Annotated in this window: 21 protein-coding genes; 5 read left to right on the plus strand and 16 right to left on the minus strand. The window is 69.1% G+C overall.

Features of this window, described 5'->3' with window-relative positions:
* Nucleotides 1-163 precede the first annotated feature (163 nt).
* Both FKD65_RS40615 and FKD65_RS40620 read left to right on the plus strand, forming a co-directional pair.
* Nucleotides 164-874, plus strand: coding sequence for an MSMEG_1061 family FMN-dependent PPOX-type flavoprotein (locus FKD65_RS40615; protein ID WP_205718442.1), 711 nt, complete (start codon nt 164-166; stop codon nt 872-874).
* A gap of 1 nt (nt 875) precedes the next feature.
* Nucleotides 876-1,817, plus strand: coding sequence for a PDR/VanB family oxidoreductase (locus FKD65_RS40620; protein ID WP_205718443.1), 942 nt, complete (start codon nt 876-878; stop codon nt 1,815-1,817).
* Nucleotides 1,818-1,876: 59 nt separating this feature from the next.
* Here FKD65_RS40620 and FKD65_RS40625 read toward each other — a convergent pair whose 3' ends face one another.
* From FKD65_RS40625 to FKD65_RS40680, 12 genes are all read right to left on the minus strand, one after another.
* The gene (locus FKD65_RS40625; RefSeq protein WP_141584977.1) at nt 1,877-3,016 is read right to left on the minus strand and encodes a branched-chain amino acid ABC transporter permease; all 1,140 of its coding nucleotides are present in this window, start codon (nt 3,014-3,016) and stop codon (nt 1,877-1,879) included.
* Entirely contained in the window at nt 3,013-3,897 is an 885-nt protein-coding gene (locus FKD65_RS40630; protein ID WP_141584979.1) for a branched-chain amino acid ABC transporter permease, read from the minus strand. Before FKD65_RS40630 ends, FKD65_RS40625 begins: the two co-directional genes overlap by 4 nt.
* A complete protein-coding gene (locus FKD65_RS40635) occupies nt 3,894-4,646 on the minus strand; it encodes an ABC transporter ATP-binding protein (protein ID WP_240810411.1) in 753 nt (250 codons plus the stop codon). The genes FKD65_RS40630 and FKD65_RS40635 overlap by 4 nt, the downstream gene beginning before the upstream one ends.
* A gap of 2 nt (nt 4,647-4,648) precedes the next feature.
* A complete protein-coding gene (locus FKD65_RS40640) occupies nt 4,649-5,416 on the minus strand; it encodes an ABC transporter ATP-binding protein (RefSeq protein ID WP_205718444.1) in 768 nt (255 codons plus the stop codon).
* On the minus strand, nt 5,413-6,654 hold the full coding sequence (locus tag FKD65_RS40645; RefSeq protein WP_168221345.1) for an ABC transporter substrate-binding protein: 1,242 nt from the start codon (nt 6,652-6,654) through the stop codon (nt 5,413-5,415). The genes FKD65_RS40640 and FKD65_RS40645 overlap by 4 nt, the downstream gene beginning before the upstream one ends.
* Before the next feature lie 271 nt (nt 6,655-6,925).
* On the minus strand, nt 6,926-7,828 hold the full coding sequence (locus FKD65_RS40650) for an LLM class F420-dependent oxidoreductase (RefSeq protein ID WP_240809847.1): 903 nt from the start codon (nt 7,826-7,828) through the stop codon (nt 6,926-6,928).
* A gap of 94 nt (nt 7,829-7,922) precedes the next feature.
* Nucleotides 7,923-9,239 carry a 2-oxo acid dehydrogenase subunit E2 gene (locus FKD65_RS40655; RefSeq protein WP_141584985.1) on the minus strand — a complete coding sequence of 439 codons (1,317 nt, stop codon included), beginning with the start codon at nt 9,237-9,239 and terminating at the stop codon, nt 7,923-7,925.
* Nucleotides 9,240-9,275: 36 nt separating this feature from the next.
* A complete protein-coding gene (locus FKD65_RS40660) occupies nt 9,276-11,030 on the minus strand; it encodes a hydantoinase B/oxoprolinase family protein (RefSeq protein WP_141584988.1) in 1,755 nt (584 codons plus the stop codon).
* A 2-nt stretch (nt 11,031-11,032) separates the two neighbouring features.
* On the minus strand, nt 11,033-13,141 hold the full coding sequence (locus FKD65_RS40665) for a hydantoinase/oxoprolinase family protein (RefSeq protein WP_141584991.1): 2,109 nt from the start codon (nt 13,139-13,141) through the stop codon (nt 11,033-11,035).
* 36 nt (nt 13,142-13,177) lie between these two features.
* Complete coding sequence (locus FKD65_RS40670; RefSeq protein ID WP_141584993.1) at nt 13,178-14,155, minus strand: alpha-ketoacid dehydrogenase subunit beta; 978 nt, start codon at nt 14,153-14,155, stop codon at nt 13,178-13,180.
* Complete coding sequence (locus FKD65_RS40675; RefSeq protein ID WP_141584995.1) at nt 14,148-15,188, minus strand: thiamine pyrophosphate-dependent dehydrogenase E1 component subunit alpha; 1,041 nt, start codon at nt 15,186-15,188, stop codon at nt 14,148-14,150. The genes FKD65_RS40670 and FKD65_RS40675 overlap by 8 nt, the downstream gene beginning before the upstream one ends.
* Before the next feature lie 11 nt (nt 15,189-15,199).
* Nucleotides 15,200-16,246, minus strand: coding sequence for an NADP-binding protein (locus FKD65_RS40680; protein ID WP_141584997.1), 1,047 nt, complete (start codon nt 16,244-16,246; stop codon nt 15,200-15,202).
* A gap of 240 nt (nt 16,247-16,486) precedes the next feature.
* On the opposite strand from FKD65_RS40680, the gene FKD65_RS40685 reads away from it, so the two are divergent.
* Nucleotides 16,487-17,392 carry an alpha/beta hydrolase gene (locus FKD65_RS40685; protein WP_141585000.1) on the plus strand — a complete coding sequence of 302 codons (906 nt, stop codon included), beginning with the start codon at nt 16,487-16,489 and terminating at the stop codon, nt 17,390-17,392.
* Between the two features lie 813 nt (nt 17,393-18,205).
* On the opposite strand, the gene FKD65_RS40690 is transcribed toward FKD65_RS40685, so the two are convergent.
* From FKD65_RS40690 to FKD65_RS40700, 3 genes are all read right to left on the minus strand, one after another.
* Nucleotides 18,206-18,976 (minus strand): transposase family protein, encoded by a 771-nt coding sequence (locus FKD65_RS40690; RefSeq protein WP_141585002.1) that lies wholly within the window; start codon nt 18,974-18,976, stop codon nt 18,206-18,208.
* Between the two features lie 225 nt (nt 18,977-19,201).
* Nucleotides 19,202-19,792 carry an SMI1/KNR4 family protein gene (locus tag FKD65_RS40695; RefSeq protein WP_141585004.1) on the minus strand — a complete coding sequence of 197 codons (591 nt, stop codon included), beginning with the start codon at nt 19,790-19,792 and terminating at the stop codon, nt 19,202-19,204.
* A 138-nt stretch (nt 19,793-19,930) separates the two neighbouring features.
* Entirely contained in the window at nt 19,931-20,989 is a 1,059-nt protein-coding gene (locus tag FKD65_RS40700) for a hypothetical protein (protein ID WP_141585006.1), read from the minus strand.
* 59 nt (nt 20,990-21,048) lie between these two features.
* Between FKD65_RS40700 and FKD65_RS40705 the strand changes: the two genes are divergently transcribed.
* Both FKD65_RS40705 and FKD65_RS44645 read left to right on the plus strand, forming a co-directional pair.
* Complete coding sequence (locus FKD65_RS40705; RefSeq protein WP_141585008.1) at nt 21,049-21,819, plus strand: transposase family protein; 771 nt, start codon at nt 21,049-21,051, stop codon at nt 21,817-21,819.
* A gap of 557 nt (nt 21,820-22,376) precedes the next feature.
* On the plus strand, nt 22,377-22,535 hold the full coding sequence (locus FKD65_RS44645; RefSeq protein WP_168221346.1) for a hypothetical protein: 159 nt from the start codon (nt 22,377-22,379) through the stop codon (nt 22,533-22,535).
* 686 nt (nt 22,536-23,221) lie between these two features.
* On the opposite strand, the gene FKD65_RS40710 is transcribed toward FKD65_RS44645, so the two are convergent.
* Nucleotides 23,222-24,079, minus strand: coding sequence for a hypothetical protein (locus FKD65_RS40710; RefSeq protein WP_141585011.1), 858 nt, complete (start codon nt 24,077-24,079; stop codon nt 23,222-23,224).
* Nucleotides 24,080-24,177 lie beyond the last annotated feature (98 nt).

Here is a 24,177-nt window from a genome sequence, read left to right on the forward strand (position 1 = left end):
ATGGTTCACTCCCGTGCCGCAGCCCTCCTCGATCCTCGGATTGAGGAGGGCTATGGCCCTAGCCAGGAGGCGCTCCGCGAGCTCTGCGGCGGCGGTCCCGATCGATCGATCCGGACCGTGTTGGAACCTTCTCTCGCCAGATCAGCCGGAGTATGCTCGCCATATGAACGTGCAGTCGAATCGTGAACACCTCCGACTCGCATCCGAGCGGCGGCGGGGGATCGGGGCCGGCGGCGCGGTCGCGGGGCCGTGGAGGACGGATCACCGGCGGCTGGGAGCGGCGGAGATGCGCGGCCTGCTGGGCGACCCCGATCCGGAGACCCGGCTGAAAATCCTTGATCACCTCGATCGGAACTGCCTGACCTTCATCGCTCACTCACCGTTCTGCTGCCTGGCCACCGCGGACGCCTCCGGCGCGACCGATTGCAGTCCCCGCGGCGACTATCCCGGATTCGTCCGCGCCCTCGACGAGCGGACGCTCGTCATCCCCGACCGGCTCGGCAACAAGCTGGGCGACTCCTTCTCCAACATCGCCGAGAACCCGTATGTCGGGCTCCTGTTCTTCGTTCCCGGGGTGGTGGAGACCCTCCGGGTGAACGGACGCGCGTACATCACCGACGACGAGGACCTGCGGACGATGCTGGAGCAGGACGACGTGCGTCCTGACATGGCCACCGTCGTCGAGGTCGACGAAGCCTACCTGCACTGCGGCCGGGCACTGCTGAGGTCGCGGCTCTGGGAGGAGGACATGCGCGACCTGGCGCGGGAGGTCCCCTCTCCCGGAACCTTCTGGGCGGACGCGGCGGCCACGGAGGGGCTGGACGCCGAACGGCTGGACCGCGTCTTCGACAACGGCTACCAGGAGCTCTACTGAGATGATGACCCGAGAGGGCGGCCGCCTCCTGACCGTTACGGAGATGGACCACCCGGCCCGCGACGTCGTGGCCCTCCACCTCGCGGACCCGACGGGAGACCCGCTTCCGGAGTGGGAGCCGGGCGCCCACATCGACGTCCAACTGGTCACACGCCATCTCCGCCAGTACTCCTTGTGCGGGAGCCCCGCCGACAGGTTCCGCTACCGCATCGCGGTGCTCAAGGAGCGCCTGTCCCGCGGCGCGTCCGCCTATGTGCACTCGTACCTGCGCGTCGGCAAGCAGGTGCGCGTGTGGGAGCCGCGCAACCATTTCGCTCTGCGGCCCGCGGAGCGCTACGTCTTCCTGGCCGCCGGCGTCGGGATCACGCCGATCCTGCCGATGGTCATGCGGGCCCGGGACGCCGGCATCCCCTGGAAGCTGGCCTACAGCGTCCGGACCCTGGAGGAGGCCGCGTTCCGCGACGAGCTGGCCGAGCTGGGCGGAGCGGTGACGCTGCGGGCCACGAGCACCGAGGACCGACTGGATCTCCGCGAGTACGCGGGGACGTTCGAGGAGGGGACCGCCGTCTACTGCTGCGGTTCCCCCGGCTTCGTCGAGGCCGCGGAGGAGGCCGTCGCCGGATGGCCGGCAGGGGCCTTCCATGTCGAACGCTTCGTCCCGGCTCCGAGGGACTTCGGCCCCGGCGAACCGTTCGAGGCCGTGTGCGCGCGCTCGAACGTGCGGGTGCGGGTGGACGCCGGGACCGGCCTTCTCACCGCGCTTCGCCGCGAGGGTGTGCGTATGGCCGGGGGCTGCCTGAAGGGGGTGTGCGGCTCGTGCGCCGTCACAGTGCTGGACGGCATCCCCCAGCACCGGGACTCCCTCCTGACCGCCGACACGGTGGACCGCATGCACGCCTGCGTCTCCCGCGCCGCCACCCCGGAGATCGTCCTGGACGTCTAGAGCCCGAAACGAAGGAGGGGGAGGCGTCCACACGCCTCCCCCTCCGGCTTTCTCCCGCCTCACTCCTCCGCGGCGGCCTCGGCGGCCGGCCGATCGGTGGTGACAGCCGGTGCTTCCTCACCGGCGGCACGCGCCGCGTCTGGCTCGGTCGCAGGCGCCCGGGTCTCGAACTGCACCTCCGAGGCCCCGAGCAGGCCGCTGGGACGCCACCGGAGCATCAGGATCAGGGCGACGCCCAGGGCGGCGAAGGAGATTCCGCTCGGCGCGTGGATCTCGACGCCGGCGACCGACACACCGCTCTCGACCTTGCGCAGCACCTCGTTGATGACGGTGATCACGGCCGTTCCGAGCAGCGCCCCGCTGATGCCGCCGGCGCCTCCCACGATCGCCATGGCGATCACCAGGACGAGCTGCGGTATGTAGAACGACCCGGGGGAGAAGGCGGTGAGCAGCTGGGCGTACAGGGCGCCGGCGACACCGGTGATGAACGCCGACAGGACGAACGCCCAGAGGCGGGAGCGCAGGACCGACACCCCGGCCGCCTCCGCCGCGGCGGGCTGGTCCCGGACGGCGCGGGCCCGCAGTCCCGCCCCCGACCACTTGAACCACGCGCTCAACACCACCATCACGGCGAGGCTCGCGTAGACCCCGAGGAACGTGGTGTTCTCCGGAACACCGAACAGCGACTGCGGGCCGCGGGTCAGCGGGGTCGCCTGGGCGAGCACGTTGCTGACGATGATCAGCAGCCCCAGGGTCGCGATGGACGCCGCCGCCCCCGACAGGCGCATGAGCGCCGGCCCGGTGAGCAGTGCGAGGAGCGCGGCGGCGGCGCCGCCGACCAGCAGCGCGGGGAGGAACCCGACCTCGAAGCCCGCGAGCGCCCCCGGCAGGTCCGGCAGGACGACCTCCTTGTCGATCACCGGCATCGCCGCGATCCCGCCCGCGTAGGCGCCGACGGCCATGAACGCGACATGGCCGAACGAGACGATGCCGGTGTTGCCGACGAACACCTGGAAGCCGATCACCAGGATGGCGTTGATGCCGAAGAGCAGGACGATCTCCGCCATCGTCGGAGCCAGGAACAGCAGGCCTCCGAGCAGCGTCACCACGCCCGCCGCCAGCAGTGCCCCGGCCGTCGCGCCGAGGCGTCCGCGCAGGCCGGGCGGACTGTCGTTCCGCAATGCGAGCCTGACCATCATGCGGCCTCCGTTCTGGCCCCGCTGAGCCCGCCGGGCCGCAGCACGAGCAGTGCGATGACGACCGCGAAGACGATCGCCTGCGCGTAGGTGATCGCCCCCGACGGGAGCACGACGTTCATGGTGACCTCGATCCCGCCGAGGGCGAGTCCGCCGAGCATGGCGCCCGAGGTGCGTCCGAGGCCGCCGAGGACGATCGCGATGAACGCCTTCAGGGTGGGCTCCAGGTCGGACCGGGGGGTCACCGCGCCGACCTTGGCGAACCAGAGCAGTCCGACCACCCCGGCGATCGCGCCGCTGATCGCGAAAGCGATCATCAGCACGCGGTCGGGGCGGATGCCCATCAGGCGGGCGGTCTCGGGCGACTCGGCGGCGGCGCGCAGCTGGGCGCCGAACGGGGTGCGGTGGAGCAGCCCGTAGAACGCGGCGACGACGATGGCGCCGCTTGCGATGGTGACGACCTGGAGGACGGGGACGCGCAGCCCGCCGGCGGCGATGACGCCGGTCAGGAAGTCCGGGGCGTTCAGCACTCGCGGCTTCTCACCGAAGACCAGGATCGCGACGTACTGGATGATCAGGAGGACGCCGAACGAGGTGATGAGCAGGGTGATCGGCGGTGCGCCGATGAAGGGCCGGAACGCGACCCGCCCCATCGCCATCGACAGCAGCGTGACGAACAGGACGCACAGCGGGACCACCACGGCGAACGGCAGGCCGGCGTCGACCAGGACGCAGGCCGCGTAGCCGCCCCACACCAGCAGCAGCCCGTAGGCGAAGTTGATCAGGTTCATGACGCTGAACACCAGCGTCAGGCCGAGGGCGAGCAGGGCATAGGTGGAGCCGACGCTCAGAGCGTCGAGCACGTGCTGGACGAGGGCGGTCATCGCTGCCCAGCCCCCTTGAGCCCGAAGTACGCCTCGATGAGCAGCTCATCGGCCTTCATCTGCCCGGCGTCGCCGTCCAGGACCTTCTCGCCGAGTTTCAGGCAGCAGGCGCGGTCGGCGAAGTCGAGGGCCCGCCGGGACGACTCCTCCACCACGATCAGGCTCTGCCCTGCCTCGCGGAGACTTCGGAGCACGGTGTACACCTCGTTTCCCATCTTCGGCGCGAGGCCCAGGCAGGGCTCGTCCAGGACGAGCAGCTTCGGGGCGGCCATCAGCGCCCTTCCGATCGCCAGCATCTGCTGCTGGCCGCCGGAGAGGTCGCTCCCCTTGGCCGTGCGCCGCTTGGCCAGGACCGGGAACGTCGCGTACACCCTGTCGAGCACGTCCCGCTCGTGCCGGCGCCGCTCGGCGGGCGACATCCGCCGCCGGAGGCAGGTGGCGCCGATCAGCAGGTTCTCCTCGATCGACAGGGAGGCGAAGACGCCGCGGCCCTCGGGCGCGAGCGCGATCCCGAGGGCGGCGCGCTCCTCGGCGGGCATGCCCGTGACGTCCTCGCCGCCGAACCGGACGGTGCCCTCCCAGGGGGCGAGCAGGCCGGAGATCACCTTCATCAGCGTCGACTTGCCCGCCCCGTTCGCGCCGAGCACGGCCACGGCCTCGCCCGGAGCGACGGTGAGGGAGACGTCCTTGAGCACCTTGGTGGCGCCGTAGCCGACCACGAGGTGCGAGACCTGGAGCAGCGGATCCATGCTCACTCGGCCCCCAGGTACGCCGCGACGACGCGGGGCTGCTTGAACGCCTCCTGGGGCGCGCCCTCGTAGATGACGGCGCCCTCGTCGAGGACCTGGACCCGGTCGCTGATGCCGAGGACGAGGTTCATGTCGTGGTCGATGACGAGGACACCGCATCCCCGCTCGCTCCGGATCCGGTGGATCAGTTCCCTCAGCTCGGCGGTCTCCCCGTCGTTCAGGCCCGCGGCGGGCTCGTCGAGCAGCAGCACCCGCGGATCGCCGGCGAGCGCTCGCGCGATCTCCACGCGGCGCTGCGTGCCGTACGACAGGGTGGAGACGGTCTCGCGAGCGACCCCGTCCAGGCGCAGGCTCCGCAGCAGGCCCTCGACGTCTTTCGGGGACGAGGCGCCCGGGGAGGCGTTGCGGCCCACGAGCACGTTCTCCCGCACCGTCAGCTCGCCGAACAGCTTGAGGTTCTGGAACGTCCTGGCGATCCCGCTCTTGGCGCGGCGGGCACGGGACGCGCGAGTGATGTCGCGGCCGCGCAACCGGATCGCGCCCTGGTCGATCCGGAGCGCTCCCGAGACGCAGTTGACGAGTGTGGTCTTGCCCGAGCCGTTCGGGCCTATCAGGCCCAGGACCTCGCCGGCCGCCAGGGACAGGTCGGCGCCGTCCAGCGCGGTGAGCCCGGAGAACCGCTTGACCGCGCCGGTCACCTGCAGGAGCGGTGGTTCCGCGCGGGGGCCGGTGCTCGGGTGCCGCGAGGCGGGCACGGGTGCGGTGCTCACGACGCCTCGTTCCTCATCGCGGTCGCGTTGTAGGCGGTGAAGGACTTGAGCTTGCCGCCCTCGAGCCCGACGATCGTCGGATTCCAGACGGCGTAGCCGTCCTTCCACTGGTCGAGGGTGCCGCCAGGGACCTTGAGGCCGCGCTGCTCGCGGATCGCCTTGGCGGCCGACGCGGCGTCGGTGACGTCCTTGCGCTGGAGGGCGGTGTCGATCACCAGGAAGGTCTGGTAGGCGCCGGGGGCGTTGGCCTGCTCGGGGAAGTGCCCGAACATCTTCTGGTAGGCCTCGGCGAACCTGGCGACGGCCGGATCGGTCTTCGGGTCGGTGCCCGCCCCGTCGAAGTAGACCTGGGCGGCGTAGTAGATCGCGTCGGCCCGGTCGGCTCCGACGAGCTTGGGCAGTTCCCGGGTCTGCAGGGTGATGTTGCCGAGCACCGGCGTGTCCACGCCGGCGGCGCGCAGCTGCTTGACGAAGGTGCCGACCGCGGGGAAGACCGCCAGGGCCTGGACGACGTCGGGGTCGGCGGCCTTGATCTTGGAGATGGTGGAGCTGAAGTCGGACTGCCCGCCGAGCGAGTCGACCCGGTCGACCCCGCTCACCTTGCCGCCGCCGGCCTCGTACAGCTTCCGGTAGGCGGTGTCCTGCTCGGTGAAGTAGGCCAGGCCGGGGTCGAGCACCTGGAAGGTGGTCCGCCACTTGCGGTCAAGGGAGAACCTGGCCTGCGCCAGCCCGAGCTCGGTGGTGGTGATCCCACCGCTGAAGAACCGGTCGCCGACGGCCTTGCCGAAGACGGTCGAGGAGGCCGCGAGCGACAGGGTCAGAAGTCCCTCCCGCTGGCCGATGCGGGCGGCGGCGACCCCCGTGTCGAAGTCGTCGGCGACGACCAGGATCTGGGCGCCCTTGGCGATGAGCGATCGCGCGACCTGTGCGGCGATCGCGGGGTCGGACTTGGTGTCGCCGGTGACGGTCTGGATCGGGCAGCCCTTGATGCCGCCCCTGGCGTTGATCTCCTGGATGGCGACCTGGAGGCCGCGCTTGCCGGCGACGTCGAAGAACGAGGCGAACCCGCTGTCGGCCTTGGCGATGCCGACCAGGATCTTCCCGTCCCGGCAGGCGAGGGAGCCCGCGCCGCCTCCCTTGGCCTCCGAGGCGGTCGAGCACGCGACCGCCCCGGCCAGCGTCGCTCCGGCGGCCACCAGTGCCGGCCACCGGCGCCTCATGAGGTGTGGATGCGACATGGCTCCTCCAGTTGCGATCGACATGCGTGCGCATGTTCGCGAAGTGAACTCACGCTAACGTGCGGGTTTTTCTCGGTCAAGACTGTCGGCTTCCCGATATCAGTGCAGGAAGCACGATCAATTTGGGTGATCGGCGAACTTCTTGCGACGCCAGAGGATTCACCATGCGACCATCCATTCATTCTGAATGCGCTAGCGGTCACGCTGGAGACGGGGAGTGATCCGCCTCGCCCGGCACGGCTTGCTCCCCGTCGGAGGCCGGGTGCCCGCGTCATCTCCGGCCCTGCCCGTCCAGGCCCAGGGAGGCGCGGAGCTCGGACACCCGTCGTCGGGCTCCGGCGGCGTCCCCGGGAGGCAGCCAAAAGACGCACCGGTGCACCCCTGCCTCCGCGTAGCGGGCGACGTCGGCGGGGTCGCAGCCGTAGACGGTCACCGGCGCATCGACCCAGCCTGCGGCGTGCGCCCGTTCGCGGAACTCCGCGATGCGATCGGTCAGGTCGGGGGCCGGCTCGGGCAGCCACTCGGTCCCGTAGGCCAGGACGCGGTCCAGCACGGTGGGGCCGTTGCCGCCGATGAGAACCGGGACCGGGGCCTGGACGGGCTTGGGCCACGACTGGATCCGGTCGAAGGTCACATGCGGTCCCGCATAGGTGGCCACGTCCTGGGCCCAGATCGCTTGCATCGCCTTGATCCGGTCCGCCATCACCGACAGGCGCCGCCTGGGGTCGGTGCCGTGGTTCTGCAGCTCCTCGCGGTTCCACCCCGCCGCCACGCCGAACAGGAACCGCCCGCCGGACAGATGGTCCAGCGTCGCGACCTCCTTCGCCGTGGTGATCGGATCTCGCTGGGACACCAGGCAGATGCCGGTGCCGACCTTCAGCGTGCGGGTCGCGCACGCCGCGGCCGCGAGCGCGACGAACGGGTCGAGGGTCCTCGCGTACTCGGGAGGCACCTCACCGCCCTCCGCCTTGAAATGCGCCGTGCGTTCGACGGGCATGTGCGTGTGCTCCGGGAGGAACAGCGACTCGAACCCGCCGTCCTCGGCGAGCCGGGCGAGATCCGCCGGCGTCAGGCCCTGATCCGTCGCGAAAACGGCGAGACCGAACTTCATCGAGAACTCCTGGTGGAAGGGGCCGGCGCTCGCGTGGCGCACCTGGTGCGCCACGCGAGCCACGGATGGGTGATGTGAAGGGGTGGCGCACCGGGCTCGGCGGCCGAGCCCGGTGCGTCCCTTGGGGTGCCTCCCGGACGGTCCGGGAGGCCGTTGTTCAGATGTCGAGGCCGGCGGTGAGGCCGCCGCCCTCCAGGCGCTCCGTCACCGCCGCCAGGAAGCGCGCGGCGTCGGCGCCGTCGATCAACCGGTGGTCGTAGGTGAGCGCGAGACAGAGGATCGACCGCACCGCGACGACCTCGCCCAGCAGCGGATGCGCCACGGCCACGGGCCTCCGGGTGACCGCGCCCGTTCCGAGGACCGCGACCTGGGGCTGCGCGATGACCGCGGTGGAGAACAGCGCCCCTTCCGCGCTCCGGTCGTCCAGCGTGAACGTGGCTCCGCTCAGGTCCTCGGGGACGAGGCTGCCGGTCCGCGCCCGTTCTTGGAGATCGTCCATCGAGCGGGCCAGCCCGGCGAGATTGAGGTCCCCGGCGTTCCGGATGACCGGCGACACCGGGCCCTGCGGGGTGGCGACCGTGAACGCGAGGTGCGTCCCGTCCGGGTGGACGATCACCTTCCGCTCCAGGTCCGCGCGCGCTCCGAGGACCGGGTGCGCCTTGAGCGCCTTCAGTACGGCGGATGCGAGGAACGGCCGCAGGGTCAGCTCGACGCCCTCGCGCGCCCCGAAGGACGCCGCGGCCGCCTCGCACGACCGGACGGTCTCGGTGACGTCGGCCTCCACGACGGTGGTCAGGTGCGCGCTGGTGCGCAGCGACTCCAGCACGCTCGCGGCGAAGGCCCGTCGCGCCGGGCCGATCTCCGCGACCGTCCCTCCCCGCTCGTCCTCGACAGGTGCCCGTTCGGCGACGGGGACCGGGGGAGCGGGCGTCGCCACCGGGGGAGCGGGCGTCGCTCGGGGGGCGGGCGGAGTGAGCGCCGCCTGCGGGGCGCGCGGTGAACGCGCGGCTCTCAGGACGTCGTCCCTCCGGATCCGGTCCCCGCTTCTGGCCGGCCGCAGCGATGCCAGGTCCACCCCGTGCTCACGCGCAAGCGTGCGGACGAAAGGTGTCACGTACGCCCTCGAATCCGCCCTTTCCCGTTGGGGGACGCCGCCATGGCTCCGAGCAGGCAGCACCGGCTGCGGTACGGCGGCCGGTCCATCCGGGGGGCCGGCGGGCGGTGTGGTCGCCGGGTCGGCCTGGGCGATCGTCGCGAGGTGGGTGCCGGTGTCGACCGTCTCGTCCTCCTGGACCAGGATCGACTGGAGGATTCCCGCGGCAGGCGAGGGAATCTCCGTGTCCACCTTGTCGGTCGACACCTCCAGCAGGGGTTCGTCGGCCTCGACGTGCTCGCCCACGCGCTTCAGCCAGCGGGTGACGGTGCCCTCGGTGACGCTCTCACCGAGTTGCGGCATGGTGACGGGGACTGCCATGCGCGGAGCCCTCTCTCAAGAAGCCTTGGAAGGCGGTCAACTGGACGCCGGCTCCGCGCGCAACCGCGCCGTGGCAGCCTCATCGATCGACAGGTCCGCGTGCAGGGCGACGCCGTAGACGTCCCGCGCGCGCTCTGGGCTGATCCAGCCCTCCCGCACGTCCTCCCGCACGTGTACGGGGTCCCGGTCGGCCGCCGGCCCGTACCCGCCTCCTCCGGCGGTGATCGACACGATGCGCTCGCCGTCATCGAGCTCGACCAAGCCCTGCGAGGGCAGTTCGGTGAGGTCGCCCGCGCGGTCACGGCGCAGGTGCCGGGTGAGGCCGCCCTCGCCCCCGCCGCGCACGCCGAGCGCCGGGTAGACCGCGCCGTCGGATCCGTAGGCCACCGTCATGGACGTGCCCACCGGCCCGTACTCCACCTCCGCCGAGGGTGCGCCACGGAACCGGCCCGCGCCCTCGGTGTCCTGGAGGAGCCGCTGGCGGCTCACCCGGATGGGGTGCGTCATCTCCGCGATCTCCACGCTGTCCCGGCGCAGCATGCCCGCGCAGCCCACATGGAAGATCGTCAGCCAGGCGTCGGACCACGGGGTGGCGGCCCCGCCGGTCACCGCGAGGAAGATCTGGTTGACGAACGGCCGCCCGCCCGACCTCGGGTCGACGCCCGACACCACCGCCGCCGCGGCGGGAATGACGGCGCCGCACTCGGCCAGCCCGACGCCCTCGGCCAGTTCCGCCATGCCCCGCTGCACGGCGTTGGTCACCCGGTCGGCCAGGTTGGTGGTCGCGGCCGAGCAACTGTGCGGATGCGTCGGGACGCCCACGGCGCAGCCGTCCCTCAGCCGGACCTTCACGCGGCGCAGGCTTCCGGCGTTCGGCGGCACGCCCTCGCCGATGGAGTTGAAGACCCCGATCAGGGCGGCCGTGGCGGCCGTCGACTCGGTGAGGTTCAGGCCGTTCGGCAGGCAGTCGACGTTGTCGGTGAGATCGACATGGATCTCCTGGTCCTCCGGCCGGACGTCGATGCCTATCTTGATGTCCAGCCCTTCGGGGATCCCGGGGAACGGGTCGTGCCTGGTGGTCAGGCTCAGCCGTCCGGCGGGGAGGTCCGCGATGGCGGCGCGCATCCGGCCCTCACTGTAGGCGAGCCACTCGTCGACGAACTCCTGCAGCAGGTCCCAGCCGAGCTCGTTGCCCAGTTCGAGGATGCGGCGCTCCCCGAGGCGCACCGCGCCGATCAGCGCGAGGTAGTCGCCCCACCACTGCTCGGGCACGCGGACGCGGAGCCGCAGCATGCGGAGGATGTCGTCGTTGTCCTGGTAGCCGGTCTGGACGCGGCAGGCGTCGAACAGGAGGGTGCCCTCCTCGTAGACGTCGCGGGCGTCCGTCATGTAGGTCGTCGGCTTGGAGTTGCCGCAGTCTGCCTGATGGGCCTTCGCGAGGACCGAGAAGCGGTGGACGCCCTCGTCGTCGACGACCGGCACCAGCATCGCGTGGTCGGCGGCGTGCGAGTTGCCGTTGTACGGCGAGTTGTGCAGGTACGCGTCACCGCGCCGCATCTCGGGATGGAACCGCAGCACCGCCTTCGAGATCAGGTCGGGCCCGCTCATCATGTGGATGGGCAGGCTCTCCGCCCCCATCACCAGCTCGTGGCCGGCGCTGACGATGCAGCAGGAGAAGTCGTGGGCGCTGTTGAGCACCCCCGACCGGCTGGAGCGGAAGACCGTGTTCATCATGGCCTCCACCACCACGTTCAGGCGGTTGCTGATCACCGCCATGCGCACGCCGTCCATCGTCAGTTCCTCCCTCGTCCGGTTCCGGCGTCCGCGGCCGGGGCGGTCGCCGCCCCGCTCCCTGGGACGACATGGATGGTGCCGCTCGGGCGCCGGGTGAACACGGCGCCGTCATCGATGACGACCGTCGTGGTCGCCGACTCCACGATCGCCGGTCCCCGCAGCTCCGCGCCGACCGGCACCGATTCCAGCCGCCAGACCTCCGCGCCTGTCAGCCCGACGCCCGGCAGATAGATCTCCCGCTCCCGGCGCACGCCGTCGCCGGTCCCCGCCTCGGGCAGGACCGGGTCGGTGATGCGGCAGCGCGCCCTGACATGCCAGCTCTCGAACTCGATCGGCGAGCCGGGATCGTCAACGGCGAAGGCGTCCCTGTGCACCTCGTGGAACGCCTTCTCCAACCGTTCGAGCCCTTCGCCGTCCAGCGACCCCTCCGCACCCATCGGCACTTCCAGCTCCCAGACCTGGCTCGGATAGCGCGCCTCGACGGAGAACTCGACGGACGTCTCGACGGCGCCGGCGCCCGGCCCGGCGATGAAGTCGCGGGCCCGGACCGCCAGGTCCGCGAGCACCGCGTTGACGCCCTCGAAGTCGAACGCCTCGGTGGTGGTCCGGAACGTCGTCTCGAAGCCGCGCGACAGGTCGGAGATCAGCGCACCCGCCGCGCTCAGGGCCGGCCCCATGACCGGGACGATGACCTCCCGGCAGCCGAGCCGCCGCGCGATGGCCACGGTGTTGAACCCGGCGGCGCCGCCGCCTCCCACCAGAACGGCCTGCGCCACGTCGATGCCCTTCTGCCCGCTGATCTCCTCGATGGCGCCGACCATTCGCTCGGTCGCGAGCCGGTACACGGCGCCCGCGGCCTCCAGCACGTCCAGCCCGAGCGGCTCGCCGACCCGGGTCCTGATCGCCTCGCGGGCCGCCTCCAGGTCCAGCGCCGAACGCCCGCCGAGGAAGTAGCCGGGATCCAGGTAGCCCAGAACGAGGCACGCGTCGGTCATCGTCGGGCTGGTGCCGCCCCGCCCGTAGCAGACCGGACCGGGGTCGGCGCCGGCGCTCTGCGGCCCGACGTGCAGGAGCCCGCCCTCGTCCACCCAGGCGATGCTGCCGCCGCCGGCGCCGACGCTGCGCACGTCGACGGACGGGAAGCCCGTCATGTGGCCGCGGAACGGCTCGCCGATCCAGGACTCGCGCGTCCACGGGATCCGGCCGTTCCTGACGACGCTGACGTCGTAGCTGGTCCCGCCCGTGTCGGCGACGATCGCCATGGACGCGGTGGTGTCCAGGTCGGCGAAGTACCGCCCGGCGACCGGGGCCATCGCGGGGCCGGAGTTCAGCGAGTGGATCGGGGACGCCGCCACGTCCTCGGCGTCCAGCGCGCCGCCGGCGGAGGTGACCATGAGCACCCGGCCGGCGAAGCCCGCCTCGCGCAGGCGTCCCTGGAGCCCGCTGATGTACGCGGTCATCAGCGGCTTGAGCGACGCGTCGATCGCGGTCGCCGAGCCTCGGCGGTACTCCCGGACGCAGGGGTTGAGCTGGTGCGAGAGGGTCACCGGGACGTCCGGCAGCAGTTCCCGCAGCAGTTCGCCCACCCGCAGTTCGTGGGCGGGGTTGGCGATGGACCACAGCAGGCAGACGGCGACGGCCTCGACCCGCTCCCGGCGCAGCGCGGCGGCCAGGCCGGCCACGGCCTCCTCGTCGAGCTCCCGGACCACCTCCCCCTGGGCGCCGATGCGTTCGGGGACCTCGAAGGTCAGCGAGCGCGGGACGTAGGGCTCGGGGTACGGCTGGCGCTGGTTGAAGATGTCGCGCCTGCCGCCCTCGCGGAGCAGCAGGATGTCCGGGTGGCCCTCGGTGGTGAGGAACGCCGTCCGGGCCACCTTCTTCGTCAGGACGGCGTTCAGCCCGCGCGTGGTGCCGTGGACGAGCATGGTCCCCCGCTCCAGCAGCTCGCGCCGTGAGCAACCGCGTTCGGCGGCGGCGACCTCGAAGGCGTCGAGAATGCCCTGTACCGGGTCCGCGGGCACGGTGGAGCTCTTGTGGACGCTCAGGTGGCCCTCGTCCTCGATGACGAGGTCGGTGAAAGTGCCACCGGTGTCGACTGCAAACCTCATGGAGACGTTCCTGCTCTCAGGTCGCCGCGGCGACGGTCAGTAGATCGCGAGCCTGCGCAGTTCGCCGGCGATGCGTTCGGTGGTGGGCACGATCTCGTCCTCCAGCGCGTGCCCATAGGGGATGGGGACGCGCTCGGCGCCGACGCGCACGACCGGTCCGTCGAGGCTCTCGAAGCAGTGCTCGCCGGCCCACGCGGCGACCTCGCCGCCCCAACCGCAGAACTCGACGGCCTCGTACACCACGGCGAGCTTGCCCGTCCGCCTCAGCGACGCCTCGATCGAGGCGGTGTCCAGGGGCCACAGGTAGCGGAGGTCGATAACCTCGCATGCGACGCCCTCGGCGGCGAGCTCCTCGGCCGCCAGCACGCAGCGCTCGACCATCCGGCCGGCCGACACGACGGTGATGTCGCCCCCGGGGCGCACGACGCTCGCGCCGAAGCCGTCCGGTCCGGAGCGCTCATCGATATCCCCTGAAGTGCGGAAATACAGGTTTTTGCTTTCCAAGAAAATCACGGGATCGTCGGAACGTATAGCGTGCCGGAGCATCCAGTAGGCGTCCGAGACGTTGCCGGGCATCGCCACGACCAGCCCCGGTACGTGCGCGAAGAGGCTCTCCAGGCTCTGCGAGTGCTGGGGGCCGTGGTTGGTGCCCCCGCCCCCCGGCATCCGGATGGTCAACGGCACGCTGAACTGGCCGTTGCTCATATAGCGGATCTTCGCCCCCAGGTTGACGATCTGGTCGAGGGCCAGCAGGACGAAGTCCGAGAACATGATCTCGACGACCGGGCGCATGCCCTCCGCGGCGGCGCCGATCGCGAATCCCACCACGCCGGCCTCGGAGATCGGCGAGTCCAGGACCCGGTCGTCCCCGAACTTCTCGGCCAGCCCCTGCGTGACCGTGAAGACCCCGCCGAGCGCCGCGACCTCCTCGCCCATGACGACGACGCATTCGTCGGCCGCCATCTCGGCCTCCAGAGCGGCGCGCACCGCTTCGGCGTACTTGACCTCACGCATGGTTCTGCAGCTCCGGGGAGGTGTAGACGAATGATTTCGCCGCGGTGGCGGGCGGGCGCTCCGCCGCCTCGGCCCGGGTCCGCGCGGCCTCGACCTCCGCGGCCACCTCGGCGTCGATCTGGGCGACCCGGTTGGCGGTGTACGCATCCAGCCGCGCGCGGAGGTTGGCTATCGGATCGTTGAGCGCCAGCCAGTCGCGGCCGGCCGACTTGGGCCGGTACCGGTAGTCGGGGTCGGAGAGGCTGTGCGGCCGGACGCGGTACACGCCGCATTCGAGGAAGGCCGGAGACCCCGCCCGCACCTGCGCGACCATCTCCCTGGCGGTCTCCGCGACGGCGATCACGTCCCGGCCGTCCACGTAGCGCGCGTGCATCCCCGTCCCCTCGACGATGCGCGCGATGCTTCCCGACGCCCCGAAGAGACGGTCGGAAGGCATCGAGTGCGCGAGGCCGTTGTTCTCGCAGACGATCAGGCACGGGCTCGCCCAGAACCGCGCGAGCAGCAGGGTCTCGTGGGTGACGCCCTGGGCGAACCCGCCGTCGCCGATGAAGGCCACCGCGATGTCGTCGCCGCCTCGGCGCCGGCGAGCCCACGCCGCTCCGGCCGCCCAGGGCAGGCCGCCCGCGACGATGGCGTTCTCGCCGAGGAATCCGCTCCGCCGGTCGTGCAGGTGCATCGAGCCGCCGCGCCCGCCGCTGACACCGGACGTCCGGCCGAAGAGTTCGGCGAACACGCCCTCCATGGGCACGCCCTTGGCGAGCGCGTGCCCATGCCCCCGGTGGGTGCTGGTGACCATGTCGCCGTCGCGCAGCGCCGCGCAGACACCGACCGCCGCGGCCTCCTGGCCGAGTGACGAATGGAACGACCCGGACATGCGCCCGAGCCGGTGCATCTTCTCGATCTCCAACTCGACGGCGCGCACGACCGTCATGCCTCGGTAGAGCGCGTGTGCCTCGGCCAGGCCCGCTTCGCCGACGGGAAGGCCGGTGAAGGCCTGCGCCGGCCCGTGCGAGTTCGCTGCTGTCTGGGTCATGGGGGCTCACTTCACCGGAACGGATGGGTCTGCAGGTCGTGCCAGGCGCCGGCGGCGGGTAGGTCCTTCACGGTTCTGAGACCGGGAGCCGCCTCGAGGACCCCCGGGATGCTGTTCACCAGCTGCGCCGACGTCGCCGGGATCGCGTCCATTCCGGGCGACAGCGTGAGGTTGACCGGATGCCGGCCCTCGATGGCGAGCGAGTCGACGGTCTTGAACCCGGCGCTCTCGGGACGCAGGTGCAGGACCAGATCCATCTGGACGAAGAGATCCCCGCCGACGTACCCGGTGGCCCGTTGCAGGAAGCCCTCGGTGCGGCCGGCGGGCACCTCGCCGTACCGGGTCGGGGCCGGAGTCTCGGCGACGAACGGTTCGAACCGCTCGGTGACCGGGCCGTCGAGCAGCAGCCCGAGTCGCTCGCAGACGAGCTCGATCGACTCGGGGAACCCGACGTGCCCGGCGATGGTGCCTGCCTCGTGGCCCTTCTCGAACTCCTCGGGGGTGTATCCGATCCCGAGGCGGCGGTGGATGTTCTCCCCGAAGCCGGACACGTCCACGGCGCGCTGCCCGCGGATCGTCCGGACGTCCCACGACACGCCCGTCGCGGCGACCAGGAGCGAGTCGAAGAGGAAGCCGGGGTTGACCCCGGTACCGAGGACCGTCGCACCGCCCGCACGTGCGGCCGCATCGATCCGCGCGGCCGCGGGGGCGTGCCGGGTGAACGGGAAGGCCAGTTCCTCGCAGGGCGAGACGACGTCCACACCGGCTTGGGCGCAGTCCACGATGTCGTCCTCGGTGTCGCGCAGGAACGAACCAGTCGCGTAGACGATGACCTGTGGATCGGCCGCCAGCACGTCCTCTAGGTCACCGGTGACGGTGGGCCCGCCCGGAACGGCCGAGCCCACCGCCTCGTGCAGGGGACGGCCCACCGCGTCGGGTTCCTTGGTCGCCGCACCGACGATGTCGAACCCCGTCCGGTGCTCCAGCAGTAGACGGGCGGCCGCACTGCCGATGCTGCCGAGGCCGCACAGGCCTATCCGGACCGGACCACGGTTCATCTCGTCTCCTCGAATGCACGGTTGGCGAACATAGGTACGTATTATGAGCACTCTGGGGAAGGTGTCAAGAGGGCGGGCATGGCGCCTCCTGTGCATAGAAGGGGGTTCTGCCTCCGTCGATGTGCGCTCGGAGGCAGGCGGCCCCATGACTCGGTAGCGCGTCTGCGCTATGTTCATCATCCGTGCATCTGACCGCATAAGGCTAGATGTTGGGACCCACGAAACGACCAGGGAGCCGGAATGGCAGAACCACGCGCTGTGACCGTGCCCAGCGATGGCGACCAGCTGAGCGGATCGCTCTACCTGCCGGAGGGGCCCGGCCCGCATCCCGCCGTCGTGCTCGCCGGAGGGTGGTGCTACGTCAAGGAAGTGGCCCAGCCGTTGTTCGCGGAGGTCTTCGCGCAGGCCGGCCTCGCCGCGCTCGTCATCGACTACCGCCACTTCGGCGAGAGTACGGGGGAGCCGCGACGCCACATCGACCCCTGGCGGCAGATCGAGGACTATCGGAACGCGATCTCCTACCTACAGGCGCTCGACGACATCGACGGCACCCGGATCGGCGCCTGGGGCATCTCCTACAGCGGCGGGCACGTCCTCATCCTCGGCGCCGTCGACCCGCGCGTCCGTGCCGTCTGTTCGGTCGTCCCCGTCATCGACGGATGGGACAACCTTCGCCTCTCGCACGGCACGGTGAGCTTCCGCGCCCTGCGAAGCGCCCTGGAGGAGGCGCGCACCCGGCTGTTCGTGACGGGCGAGCACACGTACATCGACCACCAGCCGGTCGAACTCGGAGCCGTCGGGACGTTCCCCTTCCCCGCGAGCCGCGACACCTTCGCCCGGATCAAGGGGACGGAGGCGCCCGGCTATGTGGGCAATGCGACGGCCCAGTCGACAGAGATGCTGCTCGCCTACAGCGTCCGCCCGTTCCTGACGCGCCTCGTCGCCACACCCACCCTCATGTGCGTCGCCGAGGGCGACGACCACACGCACTGGGACCTCGCAGCCGAGGCGTTCGACGCGATCCCCGGCCCGCGCAAGAAGTTCCACGTGGTCCCTCGCTCCACGCACCTGACCCTCTACGAGAACGTCGAGGTGCGCCGCGAGACGGCGAAGGTGGCAGCGGTCTGGTTCACCGAGCACCTCTGAACTCCCGCTCCACGGCCTCCCGCAAGAACCCTGACGAACACCTGGCTGGCGTCGGCGCCCCGTGGCCGCGGCTGGGACGATCGCCACCGTCCCGGCCGCGGCCACGGTTCGAACCCAGTATCGCCCACGTTTCCCCAGCTCAGAGGCTTGCTCGGATGAAGAGCAGGCCTCTTTGGCGTTGTCGCAGCTCCGAAGAGGTCACGGGTTTCGAGCCGGCAGCGCGCGATCTCGCTCCCGCGGGACGGTCTCTTGGACTCCAGGGGCGGCCACGGGTGCCCGGTGGGAGGAATTTGGGAGATCATCCTTCCCGCCGCGAACGGTGCCACAAGAAACCGTGCTACCAGTCACTCTGAATGGTCGAAGTCGGGTTGAGTACTTGCTGCTTGTCTGGAGGCGTCGCTGCTGCTACGTCGAACCGTCTGACCGTCCGAAGGAAGGCCCGCTGGTACGGCACGGCCTTCACCTACTCCGGCTTCGCGGGCATCCGCGCATGCCGGGACGTCCTGCCGGGTGCAGACCCGCCGGTCACCGTGCTCGAACGAGCGTCCGCTGCCTCGCCAAAACCCGAGGCCGTCACCACTACCGTGCACCCCGCCAGCACCGTCGTCTCGTGCGATGGGGGCGATGTCCGCTGGCGGAACCGGCCAGCCATCGGACTAACGCTGTCCTCACCGCCTTCCCGCTCCGGCTTGACCGACGAGAAGCAGCGCTGGATACCAGCGGCCTTTGCCTACGCTCCCGCTCCTTCTCGCGGAGAGCGGTACAGCGTAGAGGAGACCAATGTTGTGATCAATCAATGAGCTGATCCCATCCTCATCTGTCCTGGTGATGGAGGGTGAGGATGGCCTGCACGATGGTGGATAGGGGGCTGGTTGAGCAGCGGGCCTTCCGCAAGATGTGCCATCCCTTGAGCGCGGCGGCGCCTCGCTCGCCCAGAGCGGGGACCTTGGCGTGGTGCTGGTTGAACAGCTTCTTGCGTTGGTCCAGCTTGCGGTGTTTCTTGCGTTTGTAGGGGGTGGCGACCGCGCCGCCGGCGCTGACGTACCCCTTGTCGGCGTAGCAGGCGATCGCCCGGTCTGTCAGCGCGTCGATGATGCAGTGCTGGCGGGCGGCGGTCAGATCGTGTGTGGCCCCCGGTAGGGTCGGCGACGCCCAGATCAGTTCGCCGTGCGGGTCGGTGGGGAACTGGACGTTCATGCCATGTCGGCGGTGTTTTCCCGAGTAGTGGAGCCGGTCGTCGGCGCCCGACAGTCGGTCGGTGGCCACCAGCGTGCCGTCCAGGATGACGTAGGCCTTGCGCTGGGCGATCCGCATGGCCTGCCGCAGGTCGGGAGCCAGGTCGGCGAGCAGTTCGATCACCTCGGTGACGTAGCGGTGCGCGGTCGCGGCCCCAACGCCGAACGCCGCCGCCAGGGCGGCGAAGGTCTCGTTGCGGCGCAGGTGCACCAGGACCAGCAGCGCTTGGCGGTCTGGCGGCAACCGCCGCCACCGCGACCCGACCCGGTGCCGATGCCTGCGGATCAGATCGGCCACGAACCTGCGGGCCGAGCGAGACAGATCGAGGGCAGCGCGATAGAACAGCATCGGAGCTCCTGGTGGTCAAGATCGTCGCAAATCTCGATCTACCAGGAGCTCTCTTGTTGTCGCTCACGCCGCGCTGGACGCAACCAGCCCGTGACCTGCGGACTCAGGTTGAATTTTCCTCACTTAACTGAGGATCCGAAGAAGGGTGCGGGGGGTGAAAAGGTAAATCAATAGAACATGCGGCTGGTTTGCGCGGACATGATATTTGAAAAACATGCGCCTCGCTCAAATCCACTCGAGAAGGCGGCCATCCATGCTCGTTTCATGGAGGTGGGGAATTTTCCCTTTAAATGGAGTAAGCGTCTCCAGTGCCAGAGTCATCCCGGAAATGAGCTCACCAAGGCTCGGCGCCAGCTGGGTGATGTCGAACCCCATATCCGGGGAGAATTGCCCGACGGTGCCCCATTCCTCTCCGAAGCGATGGTTCACGTAGATGATAGTGCCACTGTTGAAAAGTGCAATGGGAACCCAGTTTCTTATTCCGGATGACCGGACAGCGTGCTCGAAGTAGTCGTGGTCGTACATGTCGGCCATCCGACTGACCAAGGTGAGATGGTTGTGATGCTCCGCCTCGATCCTTTCTGTGTTGTTAAGCCGAGCGTTCAGGAAGAATGCGCCGGCAAGAGTTTCCTGCCTGACCCCGTCTCGGAGCCTAAGCAATTCTGTGAGGTCGGGATGCAACGGGAAACCGAGCCGTCGCTCCAAGGCGGAGATTGGGCCAGCCCCGGCGGGGGGCCGGAGTGCGGCGAAATCGGCGGGGGTGTTCTCCGATAGCCAGGACTCCAGCCTGAGCCACGCTTCGCGGAGCGCTGACATGATAACTCGTCCACTCCTCTCATGACGATCAATTCCGCGCGGGCTGGTGCCCCGGTGGCGGCCGCCGGGCGCCCTGCTCTCGCGAATGCGGGCATGGCGCCCGGCGGCCGGTCCTTACGGAAGCATTGTCTTACGGTGTCAGTCGACGTTGCAGGTAGTGTCCGCTCCGCAACTCTCGACCTCGGGTAGCCGTACATAATACGGCTCGTTGTCGAGGACCCGGTACTTCGACACGATGCCGCCAACTCCGCCGCCTGCGGCGCGGTTCTGGTCCAGGGGGATGGTTCCTCGTCCGCAGATGTTGTCCCACAGGCCATTCACGACCTTCGGAAGGCTGTAACGCGGGTCGAAATCTATGGTCCAGCGACCGCTCACCTTGTGTGCGTAGAGTTGTACGCATTGGGATCCCGAAGTAAGGGTCATGCCCCCGCTCTCCCGGACTGCGGCGAACGGATATTCATCGCATGATGGTTCCGGCATCTCGGGCAACGGGAAGCCTGGGGTTCCGCGTCCTGGGTACGGGTCGAATGCTGCGATTCTCAAGTCGCACATGACGTCGCGGTTACTCTTATGCTTGGTGGTGTCGGCGAGCCGGTGTACCGGCGAGCCGTACTTGATGCTGCCTGGGTGATTTTTGAGCTTCTCCTGGAGGATCCAGTACATGCTGGCAGCCACAGGATATTCGGCCGTGTCGACCGTCAGGTTGGCGATGTATCCGCTGAAGACGCAGCCAGGATAGCCGAGCACCTCACTGTCACATCGGACCTTGAGTTCAGGGCGCCCGAGATTGGACTTGGTGGTGGTCGTCATCTGCCCGTTGATCATCGCCTTCAGGCTGAATGACTGGTCGAGCACTATGTCATCTCGAACATTGCTGGTGCTGCTGCGCTGCCAGGTGTGGGTGTCCGTGATCGTCACAGGAGTCTGGCTGGTAGGCAGCGGCCATACGGTGGACCCTTGGATTTGCCGGACGGTGGAGCATTCTCCTGTGCAGTCACCATCGAGTACCAGTGTGATGGCGGTCAGTCCGGCCGAAATAGCGACTGGCTGGATCAGGTTCTTCTCGATGAACTCGCCGCTTGAGGATTTCAGTTCGATCGTCCGGAGGACGTCGAACACTGAGCCTTTTTCAGCGGCAGATTCGTGTGCGCTGATCACATCATGATCGCGGACGGCATGGACGGTGCCGGACGTCAAGAAGCCGCTGGTAGGACGGTTGGTCTCTCACAACGTCCCGTTCCCACTAGAGGCCTCGCATGCTTTTGTACCGTGCTTCGCTGCCGTTGTCGCGCCGGACCCTGGCCTACGCCACCGGTGTCGTCCGCCGCCACCGCCAGGCCCTCGGCAGCAAAGGCCGGCGCCTACCTCCAGGCATGCAGGCCTTGATGACATTGGTCTACCTGCGCAAGGGCGAGACCTACGCCGAGCTGGGCGCTGGATTCGGAGTATCGACCACCACCGCGTGGCGCTATGTCAACGAGGCCGTCGACCTGCTCGCCGCCCGCGCACCCAAGCTGGGTGCCGCGCTGACCAGAGCGGTCAAAGCCGGGCTGCCCTACCTGGTGCTGGACGGCACCCTGGTCTCGATCGACCGGGTCGCCGCCGACCGGCCCTACTACTCGGGAAAGCATCGCCGCCACGGCATGAACCTCCAGGTCATCGCCGCACCGGACGGGACACTGCTGTGGGTGTCGGGACCGCTGCGCGGCTCGGTCCACGACCTGACCGCGGCCCGGATCTGGGGCGTCATCCGGGCACTGGCCGCCACCGGCCTGCTGGTGCTGGCCGACAAGGCGTACCAGGGGGCTGGCGCACACATCCTCACGCCCTACAAGGGACGCGACAAGCCCGAGCCGCAAAGGGACGCCAACCGTGCACATGCCAGGCTCCGTGGACCCGGCGAACGCGCGAATGCCCAGCTCAAGTCCTGGCGCATCCTGCGGAAGCTGCGCTGCTGCCCCCACCGTGCCGGCCGCCTCGCCAAAGCCGTCCACGCCCTGCAACTCCGCGAGACCGCATCACGCTGAAAAAGGCTCACTGCCGCGTGCCCGGTAGATGTCCATCGGGCCGTGATCTCGAAGGGCTGGCACGACATGAACCTGTCATATCCGCCGCCGTTCACGGCGTTACAGATGGACTCGGGCCCGGCAGCCGCTTTCAGGGAGGACGTTCGGGCCGTTGCCCGTGGCCTCACCGTCAAGCAGACCTCCTGGTTATCCGTCTGCTTCTTGCAGGTGTGAGAGTTCGCGCTGCTCCGTGCGCTCAGTGTCGTTGGGAGTGGTGTTGGGGTGTTCCAGTCGGGGTCGGGTGAGTTGGGTACGCCGTCGGGCGCGCTGACCCGGGGCATGGACACATAGTTACCCGGCGCGAACGCGACAGCGTCATAGGCGATGTCCTCGTCGCCGGTGCCGTCGGACGTGTGGTTGGTGAGGCGGACTGTCGGCGCCTCGTCATCGAAGATCCAGGTGCCTAGCTCAACCCACCGATTCGCAGAACCTTTTTGGGAGATGGAAGTGCGAGACACCCCACTCTTCTTGACGACCTCATAGGTTGCCAGTCCGGTCTGCGCGCCATGGTCCGGGATGTGGACGAATACCTTCGCCTGCCCGTTGATCTGCTGACCGAGCTTCCATTCACCGGTGACCTTCAGCCGGTTGCCCTCCGCGTCTTCCATGCGCGTGTGCGCGAACCAGAAGTGACCGCTATAGCCCGCGCCGAGCTGGTGGAGGTCGATCCTCGATGAGTCGGATCCGAAGGTGAAGTTGAAGCTTCCGCTAGTTGTTTTGGGAACCGAGCAACCCGGCCGATGGATCGGCGTGCTGTCTGGGACGTCATCGATGATGAGCGCGTTCGAAGGTAGGCCGGCGGTGGTGCAGTTTGGCGGGTAGGCGGTGCCGTCAGCCTGCTCGGGGTAGTTGGCGGGTGGGTCGAACCGCCAGATTTCGTTTCCGCACAGGTTTTGATCGCAGTTCTTCCAGCTGGTCGGCTGATGCCACCAGCACTTGAGGTCGGTACGGTTGCATGCGCCCATGCCGGGGTCATTGGAGTCGTTCGGTCCGATTTTGCTGGGTCGCACTCGTTGGCGGAGGTGCAGAACAGGTCCTCGGGTGCCTTGACGGTCATGCGGGCGGCGTTGTTGGTCCACCATGCCGGGCGAAAGCCCACCACCATGGTGTTGGGGGCCTCGAGTGCCTGGAGGGGGCGTGCGGCCCAGCCGAGCACCTTCTCCTGGTAGGGCCAATCCTGGGGGTGTGCCGCGTGTGAGTAGTCGTCGCCGGTTCCATCGGCGTTGGACAGGAACGGGGTGCGGTTGGCCTTCCACAGCGGGTTGGCGGGGTTGTTGGTGAACCCTACTCCCCAGACGCCGCCGTTCTCGGCAGCGTCCGCTTGAGGGTAGAACCCTGAGTTGTAGGCCCAGAGAGCGAAGTATCAATTCTCTAGGCGTTGGGGTTTGCCGTTGCCGATTCTGAGGCCAGCGTTGTAGGTCTGGTTCCATTTTTCCACCAGGATGTTGACGCCAGCGGCGATGTTGGCTGTGTAGTCCAGCGCAATCGCTTCTTGCTGTTTGGTGGTCTTGGGCGTCTCGCCGGTCTTCTCTTTGCCGTGGACGCGCATCCCGTCGGTGACCTGGGTGATGCCATATCCGCAGTCGGCGTCGCTCCAGTTGATGGCCCATGGGTCGGTTTGCTGCCCGGAAGAGGTGTAGGCGATTCCGTAGTAATTCCCGATCAAAGGATTGCCGGTTACGCCGGGAACGACCACGCGGGACGCCTGCCACATGTTAGATTCCTGTGCGGTGACGCCGAGCATCACCTGCATCGGAATGCGACCTCCGCCCGCCAATGGCGTCAGCGGAAACATGTCGGAGTCCTGGGGATGGTAAGCAGCCATCCCCAGGTTCTTCCAGTTGGCGGGCCGGTAGATGTGCTGATTGAGGTTATTGGTGACAGCCATGTTGACCGCCCACTCGACTTGCCGCGGTTTGGGTTGCATGGCTTGTTTGGCGGGGTCGTTGCGGGGGACCGAGCAGTAGCGCTCGCCCTCTACAGTTCCCTGGCTCTGCATCGTCTTGTTCTTGGAAAGTTTCGCGGGGGGAGGCAGTGCTGGGGAAAGTGCGCCTCCTTGGACGGTGCGGGCGACCCCGGCCTGACCGGGAAGCACCTGGAAGTCGACCTTCCTGCCGTTGCCGAGTATGCGGAGGGTGATCTTTGCGGCTCGCTGGCTGGCAGGCAGTCTCGCCGACCCTCGCGGGTTCTTGCTGCTGGCCCAGGCCGATCGGGTGACCATGGCTTCCCCGCGCGTGGTGGCGACGGCATCACGCGGAACATCGCTGCGGATGGTGACACCGGCGGGCAGCGGAGCGGCGGCGGCCCTGGCCTGATTCA

This window comes from Actinomadura sp. WMMA1423 (assembly GCF_006547145.1).
In the GTDB taxonomy this organism is placed as follows: Bacteria; Actinomycetota; Actinomycetes; order Streptosporangiales; family Streptosporangiaceae; genus Spirillospora.